We start from the raw sequence: 8,237 nt of genomic DNA, 5'->3' as shown, positions 1-8,237 counted from the left end.
GTGTTTTTTACAATATGTTAAACTTGACACCAGTGTCATGAAAAAATAGTGGTTAAAATAACGCTAAATGTTAAAAATAATGATAAAAAGAAATCTTGCTATGAAGTGAGAAATATTCAAGAATGTGAATATGTATTCAAAGTGCTATTGACTCTATTTAAGATAGAGGCTAGTTTTGTCCGTCTGTTAGCAAATCGTCGAGCAGTTCATCCACGCTAACAGTGCAGCAAGGGGAGGGGTCTATGTTATACGACTCAAAGTTAGAAAAAGAAAATTGTGGCTTTGGCTTAATAGCCCAAGTTAATGGTCAAGCTAGTCATAGGCTTATTCGTACTGCTATTACGGGGCTTGATCGCATGCAGCACCGTGGCGGTATATCTGCCGATGGTAAAACAGGTGATGGCTGTGGTTTATTATTACAAAAACCAGATAGCTTTTTCCGTGCAATTGCCAGTGAACATAATTGGCACTTAGGCAAAAACTACGCAGTGGGTATGATATTTTTAAATTCAGACCCTGTTTTAGCACAAGCTGCAAAACAAATACTTAGCGAAGAATTAGAAAAAGAAACGCTAAATATTTTAGGTTGGCGTGTTGTACCAACCGACCCATCTATGTTGGGTCCTATTGCTGTACAGCAATTACCAGGTTTTGAACAAATTTTTGTTAGCGCGCCAGAAGGTTGGCGTTCTAAAGACTTAGAGCGTCGCTTATATGTAGCACGCCGCCGCGCTGAAAAGCGCATTGTTGATGATGAAGCTTTCTATATCGCAAGTCTATCTGGTTTGGTAACTATCTATAAAGGCTTAATGATGCCTGCGGATTTACCTAATTTTTACCTAGATTTAGCTGATATTCGTATGACGAGTGCGATTTGTGTTTTCCATCAGCGCTTTTCTACTAATACTCAGCCGCGTTGGCCTTTAGCTCAACCTTTCCGCTATTTAGCACACAATGGTGAAATTAATACTATTGAAGGTAACCGCCAGTGGGCACGCGCACGTTCTTATAAATTTGCGTCACCGCTTATTCCTGATCTACAAAGCGCAGCGCCGTTTGTAAACGAAACCGGTTCTGATTCATCAAGCCTAGATAATATGCTTGAGCTATTTTTAGCTGGCGGCATGGATTTATTCCGCGCTATGCGTATGCTCGTGCCGCCTGCATGGCAGAAAAACCGTGCAATGGACGACGATTTACGTGCATTTTACGACTTTAACTCTATGCATATGGAACCATGGGATGGCCCGGCAGGTATTGTTATGTCGGATGGTCGTTTTGCGGCGTGTAACCTTGACCGTAATGGACTTCGCCCAGCACGTTATGTAATTACACAAGATGGTTTTATTACGCTTGCATCAGAAGTGGGTATTTGGGATTACACTGCCGATGAAGTGGTTGAAAAAGGCCGTGTTGGTCCAGGTGAATTATTAGTTATTGATACTAAACTTGGCAAAATCTGGCACTCGGATGAAATCGATCAAGATTTAAAATCTCGCCATCCTTACAAGTCATGGCTTGAAGAAAACGTTAAACGTTTAGTTCCATTTGAAGAACTTACTGAGCAAGACGCTGGTAATCGCTCATTTGATGACGAAACGCTAGCTAAATATCAAAAAATGTTTGGTTATACCAACGAAGAGCTTGATAGCGTTATTCGTGTAATGGGTGAAAACGGCCAAGAAGCGACAGGCTCAATGGGTGATGACACGCCATTTGCTGTGCTTAGTGAAGGGCATCGTTCACTTTATGATTACTTCCGCCAAAAATTTGCGCAAGTAACAAATCCACCTATCGATCCACTACGTGAAAACCATGTAATGTCGCTTGCAACCTGTATTGGTAGTGAGCAAAACGTATTTAACGAAACAACGGGCCACGCTAAGCGCCTACAGTTTGATACACCAATTTTAATGTACGCAGACATGCAGCAGCTATTAAATGCTGATGAAGCGCACTACAGCTACTGTAAAATTGATATTACCTATACAGTTGAAGAGGGTTTAGAAAACGCGGTTACGCGTATTTGTGACCAAGCACAAGAAAAAGCAGCTGCGGGCTGTATCATGCTTATTTTAACTGACCGTAACTTTGATGAAATAAATTTACCAATTCCAGCAGCTATGGCTGTAGGTGCGGTACAAAAACGCTTAGTTGATAACAACTTGCGCTGTGAATCAAATATTATCATTGAAACTGGCAGCGTGCGAGATGCGCACCAGTTTGCTGTGCTATTAGGTTTTGGTGCTACGGCAATTTATCCATACCTTGCGTATGAATCGTTAGTTGCGATGAGCGACAGCAAAATTATTGATAAGTCGTATTGCGAAGTGACCCTTGCTTATCGTAAAGCCATTAATAAAGGCTTGTACAAAATTATGTCTAAAATGGGCATAAGTACGGTTGCGTCTTATCGTTGTTCAATGTTGTTTGAAGCGGTGGGATTATCTGATGCGATTATTGAAATGTGCTTTAAAGGCGTTGCAAGTCGTATACAAGGTGCATGCTTTACCGACTTTGATGACGATCAGCAAAGTTTGCACAAACTTGCTTTAAGTAAGCGTAAATTATTAAGCCACGGTGGTTTATTTAAGTACGTTCACGGTGGTGAGTATCATGCTTATAATCCAGATGTTATTCAAACCCTGCAAAAAGCGGTTCGATCAGGTGATTATAAAGACTACAGTGCGTACGCTGATTTAGTTAATAATCGTCCAATTGCGACTTTGCGCGATATGTTAGCGCTTAAATTACCTGAGCAAGGTATAAGCATTGATGAAGTAGAGTCTGCAGAAAACCTATACAAGCGTTTTGACTCAGCAGCAATGAGTATTGGTGCGTTATCACCAGAAGCGCATGAAGCGCTAGCAATTGCAATGAACCGCTTAGGTGGTTGTTCAAACTCGGGTGAAGGCGGTGAAGATAAACTGCGTTATGGTACAGAGAAAAACTCGCGTATTAAGCAAGTCGCTTCAGGTCGATTTGGTGTAACGCCTCATTACTTACGCAGCGCTGACGTTATTCAAATTAAAGTAGCGCAAGGTGCAAAGCCAGGCGAAGGTGGACAATTACCAGGTGAAAAAGTAACGCCGTATATTGCTAAACTTCGTTATTCGGTACCAGGTGTTACGTTAATTTCGCCACCACCGCATCACGATATTTACTCAATTGAAGATTTAGCACAGCTAATTTTCGATTTAAAACAAGTAAACCCTAAAGCACTTATTTCTGTAAAACTTGTTTCAGAGCCAGGTGTGGGAACCATTGCAACAGGTGTTGCTAAAGCATATGCCGATTTAATTACTATTTCTGGCTACGACGGCGGTACAGGCGCAAGCCCACTTACTTCTGTTAAATATGCAGGTAGCCCATGGGAGCTTGGACTTGCTGAAACACAGCAAGCACTAGTTGAAAATGGCCTTCGTCATCGCATTCGCCTACAAACAGATGGTGGCTTAAAAACAGGTTTAGATATTATTAAAGCGGCAATTTTAGGTGCTGAAAGCTTTGGCTTTGGTACTGGTCCAATGGTTGCCCTTGGGTGTAAATACTTACGTATTTGTCACTTAAATAACTGTGCGACCGGTGTTGCAACACAAGACGAAACACTTCGTCAAAAGCATTATCACGGTTTACCAGAAATGGCGATGAACTACTTTAAGTTTATAGCGCAAGAAGCACGTGAAATTATGGCTAGCCTAGGCGTTGCAAATTTAACTGACTTAATTGGCCGTTTAGATTTATTAGAAGAAATTGAAGGCAAAACTGCAAAGCAGAAGAAAATTGATTTATCGTCTGTTATTGCTCAGCCGAACAACCCAACTGGCGAAACGCTTTATTGTAGTGCGCCTAACAGTTCGCATTACCTAGGTAAGTTAAACGAAAGTTTATTAGCTAAAGCCCAAGAGGCAATCGATACGTCAAGCGGTATCTCGCTTGTGAGTCGTATTTGTAATACTGACCGCTCTGTAGGTGCGATGCTTTCGGGTTATATTGCTGATAAACACGGTAATCAAGGTATGGCGGCAGACCCAGTAGCAATTGAATTACACGGTACGGCGGGTCAATCGTTTGGTGTTTGGAATGCCGGTGGTCTTGAAATGACATTGGTTGGCGATGCTAACGATTACGTAGGTAAAGGCATGGCAGGCGGTAAGTTAGTTATTCGTCCACCACTTGGCTCATCTTTTGAAAGCCATAAAGCAACCATTGCTGGAAACACATGTTTGTACGGCGCTACAGGCGGAAAACTGTTTGCAGCGGGTTGTGCCGGTGAGCGCTTTGCAGTTCGTAACTCAGGTGTGCAAGCGGTTGTTGAAGGTGTAGGTGACAACGGTTGTGAATACATGACCGGTGGCGTTGTGTGTGTACTTGGTAATGTAGGTGTTAACTTTGGCGCGGGTATGACTGGTGGTTTTGCTTATATTTTAGATGAGCGAAATGATTTTGAAAAACGCATTAATCCAGAGCTTGTAGAAATAGTAACACTAGACGAATTAACGTCGCATCAAGAACATTTACGCGGCTTAATTGCTGAGCATTTAGAGCTTACGGGTTCGTGCAGAGCAGAAAGCATTTTAGCTAACTTTGAACTGTACTTACCGATGTTCAAATTAGTAAAACCAAAATCAAGCGACGTAAAAAGTTTACTCGGGCATCGCGCTCGCAGTAGTGCCGAACTACGTGTTCAGGCGCAATAAGGGGGCAGTATGAGCGAAAATGTATATCAATTTATAGACGTGCAGCGTGTAGACCCACGCAAAAAACCAATCTCGTCACGTAAAAAATCTTTCGTAGAAATTTACGAACCCTTTTCAGAGAATCAGGTTAACTCACAAGCTGATCGTTGTTTAGATTGTGGTAACCCGTATTGTGAGTGGAAGTGCCCAGTACATAACTACATTCCACAATGGTTAAAGTTAATACGCACAGGTCGTATTATAGAGGCAGCTGAGCTTTCTCATCGTACAAATAGCTTACCAGAGGTTTGTGGGCGTGTTTGCCCACAAGACCGCTTGTGTGAAGGCTCGTGTACATTAGATGAAGAGTTTGGTGCGGTTACAATTGGTAATATTGAAAAATACATTACCGATGAGGCATTTAAAATGGGCTGGAAGCCTGATATGTCTTATGTAACTTGGACCGACAAAAAAGTAGCTATTATTGGTGCAGGCCCAGCTGGTTTAGGGTGTGCTGATATTTTAGTTCGTAACGGCGTAAAACCAGTAGTGTTTGATCGTCACCCAGAAATTGGCGGACTACTCACGTTTGGTATTCCTTCTTTTAAACTTGAAAAAGAAGTGATGCAAAAGCGCCGTGAAATTTTCACTGAAATGGGCGTGGAGTTTAAGTTAAATGTTGAAGTAGGTGTTGATATTACGCTTGATCAAATTTTAGCTGATTACGACGCCGTATTTTTAGGAGTTGGTACGTATCAAAGTATGCGTGCAGGTCTTGAAAATGAAGATGCACCAGGTGTTCACGATGCACTCCCGTTCTTGATTGGTAACACTAACCGTGTAATGGGCTATGACGAGACTAAGCAGCCGTGTATTGATATGGCTAACCAAAAAGTAGTTGTACTTGGTGGTGGTGATACAGCGATGGACTGTGTGCGTACGTCTATTCGTCAAAATGCTGCAAAAGTAACGTGTGCTTATCGTCGTGATAAAGAAAATATGCCTGGTTCTAAACGTGAAGTTAAAAACGCCAAAGAAGAAGGCGTTATATTTACCTATAACGTTCAGCCTAAAGGCATTGTATTGAACGATAAAGGTAAAGTAACTGGCGTTAGAATGGTTAAAACTAAATTAGGCGAACCTGACGCAAATGGCAGAAGTCGTGCTGAAGAAGTACCTGGTTCAGAGCATGTGATTGAAGCTGACCAAGTTATTATGGCATTTGGTTTCCAGCCTCACAAAATGGATTGGTTAGAAAAATACGATGTAGAAATAAACCACTGGGGCGGCATTAATGCACCAGAACAGGGTGAATTTACACATCAAACAACGAACCCTAAAATATTTGCTGGTGGCGATATTGTGCGTGGTTCAGATTTAGTGGTAACCGCTATTTTTGAAGGACGTAATGCTGCAGAAGGTATTATGGATTACTTAAAAGTTTAATTGTTCGTATTAATAAAATGAATAAGAAGCAAGCCAACTGGCTTGCTTTTTTTATTGTTTGATTCGAATGTAATGTCAACGTAGTTAGCCACAAACGGTATTATATTAATATCACCTGTAGTATAGCTTTTTTAGCGACACCTTGAGCTTTTACCTTTAGTGTAACTACCAAGAGGGATTATTTTGCTTTAGTGAGGGTGTGCTTGTTTCGAGCTAAATACGGATGCTTTGGGCATCTATTAAGCAGCCTTAAGGGTTAATTTATACATGCAAACTTTACGCTTTACTTAACCAACACAAGGGTACAGGCATATACTTGTAGCAACTCGAGTTTTTGGATTTTCAGTAGTACTAGCTAACGTTATTTGGTCATAATCTGTAGCTTTTTTTGCTGCTTAATATGCTATAACTTTTGTTTTCGTCGTTGTATAAACACTTTGATGTGAAGAGTTAATTGATTGGTCGCTAGTGCTAGATACATATTTACAGCATCGTCAATACCATCTTTAACTGCGTGTGTTATATCACTACTTTTACTATTACTCAGTACTATTAGTGCGGGTAGTGTGGGAATAAAAAAGTAAACTTATTTATTTTTTAACTCTTAATGTTATGCATTATTCCTAACAAAGGTAAGTAATGGTTAAAGTATTCGCTTTTATCAACCCGAAATAACTAATCTTAAGAGTTGATTTAAATATAAAGTTGGTCCATTATCGCACGCTGTTTACGGTTTGCTTACTTTTTGTCTACAAGTGAGCTTTTATATATTAATAAAATAAATAGAAATTATGTACGAATATTCAAACAAGTCGGAAAGGAAACTCATTGTTCGATTCTTCTCTTCAATAGGGTTTATAGCAACGTTTTCTATGGCTAGCTTAGCATTTATTAATAGCAGTTATTTATTAGCGTGTACCTTGGTTGTTTCTTCGTTTGTTTATTTATTGGCATTTAGCATAAGTAGGGGAGTAGAGAAGTCAGGCACTATAATTTTATACAACCTTTATGCACTAATGTTTTACCTAGTCCTCACTGGTGGAGCACAAGGAACAGGGCCTATATGGATATTCATAGTGTCTCCAGTTACTTATTCAATACGCGGACTTAAGCGAGGTACATTTGATATAATTTTGTTTTTATTAGCGATTGTTTTAGGCTTTTACTGCGCTGATACATTCAATATATATGACTATAGTCCGGAACAGTTTCCTATCAGAATCATACTCGCTTTTATAATTGTCGCGTCGCTGAGTGGCTACTACGAGTTTTCAAGAGAAAAATACAGCAGTAAAATAATTGCTTTGAGTCAAAAGAATGAATTTTTAGCAACTATAGATCCACTCACCAACCTGCCAAACCGTCGCTATACCATGAATAAGCTTGTGGCTTTCAAAAGTGAGCTGAAAGATAATAATACTCCTTTTGTAATTTTATTAGCTGATGTAGATAATTTTAAAAAGATTAATGATCAATTCGGCCATGATTTTGGCGATGAAGCACTTATTCAGTTAGCTAAAACCTTTGATAAAAGTATTCCAAAAAATGCGATTGCATCACGTTGGGGCGGAGAGGAGTTTTTAATTGTTATTCCAGATGCAACAGTTGAGCAGGGGGAGCAAGTTGCAGAAAAAATCCACAACACCCTTAAAGCTTCAGTTGTGAGCTTATTTTCAGATAGTACCAATATTACGCTAAGTATTGGTGTTATCTCTGCAAGTGCCGAACGCTCAATTGATCTTGATATCAAGCGTGCTGATGAACTACTTTATAAAGCAAAAGCGCAAGGTAAAAACAGAACGTGTTCTTCTTAAAAGTTTATCTACTTTAATCCATTGAAAACGAATCAAGTGATGGCTTTATTTTAGCCTTTCTGCGCTTTACGCTCATGTAACACATTGCATTACAGACAATCTGCATTGTAATTAATAGCCAATAACTTATGCCTAAGTCACTTAGGTTATTTATTTTTTCGCTAGTAAAGTAATAGGCTACGGCGATTATCTGAAGAACTAAAAAGCTATTTAAAAACCCCAGTAAACGCTGTTTAAAGTAAGTATGCTTATATTTACTAAAAATAATTAAACAGCTGCTTAGCGCTAATAAAAACCA

At 39.8% G+C, this 8,237-nt stretch carries 4 protein-coding genes; 3 read left to right on the top strand and 1 reads right to left on the bottom strand.

Annotated elements, in window-relative coordinates:
• Nucleotides 1-242: 242 nt before the first annotated feature.
• The 3 genes from gltB to H5072_RS06660 all read left to right on the top strand — a co-directional run bounded on the left by gltB (nt 243) and on the right by H5072_RS06660 (nt 7,939).
• Nucleotides 243-4,700, top strand: a complete 4,458-nt coding sequence (gltB, locus tag H5072_RS06670; protein WP_004335377.1) for a glutamate synthase large subunit — start codon at nt 243-245, stop codon at nt 4,698-4,700.
• Nucleotides 4,701-4,709: 9 nt separating this feature from the next.
• Nucleotides 4,710-6,125 carry an FAD-dependent oxidoreductase gene (locus H5072_RS06665; RefSeq protein ID WP_004335378.1) on the top strand — a complete coding sequence of 472 codons (1,416 nt, stop codon included), beginning with the start codon at nt 4,710-4,712 and terminating at the stop codon, nt 6,123-6,125.
• Between the two features lie 791 nt (nt 6,126-6,916).
• The gene (locus tag H5072_RS06660) at nt 6,917-7,939 is read left to right on the top strand and encodes a GGDEF domain-containing protein (protein WP_335676254.1); all 1,023 of its coding nucleotides are present in this window, start codon (nt 6,917-6,919) and stop codon (nt 7,937-7,939) included.
• A gap of 13 nt (nt 7,940-7,952) precedes the next feature.
• Here H5072_RS06660 and H5072_RS20870 read toward each other — a convergent pair.
• Nucleotides 7,953-8,237 (bottom strand): hypothetical protein (locus tag H5072_RS20870; protein WP_220488535.1); only part of this gene is annotated, 285 nt, incomplete at its 5' end.

It is taken from the genome of Pseudoalteromonas sp. SR45-5, assembly GCF_014163565.1.
Classification (GTDB): Bacteria; Pseudomonadota; Gammaproteobacteria; order Enterobacterales; family Alteromonadaceae; genus Pseudoalteromonas; species Pseudoalteromonas distincta.
Note: the sequence above shows the minus strand (reverse complement) of the source record. Positions and strands in the feature narration are given on the sequence as shown.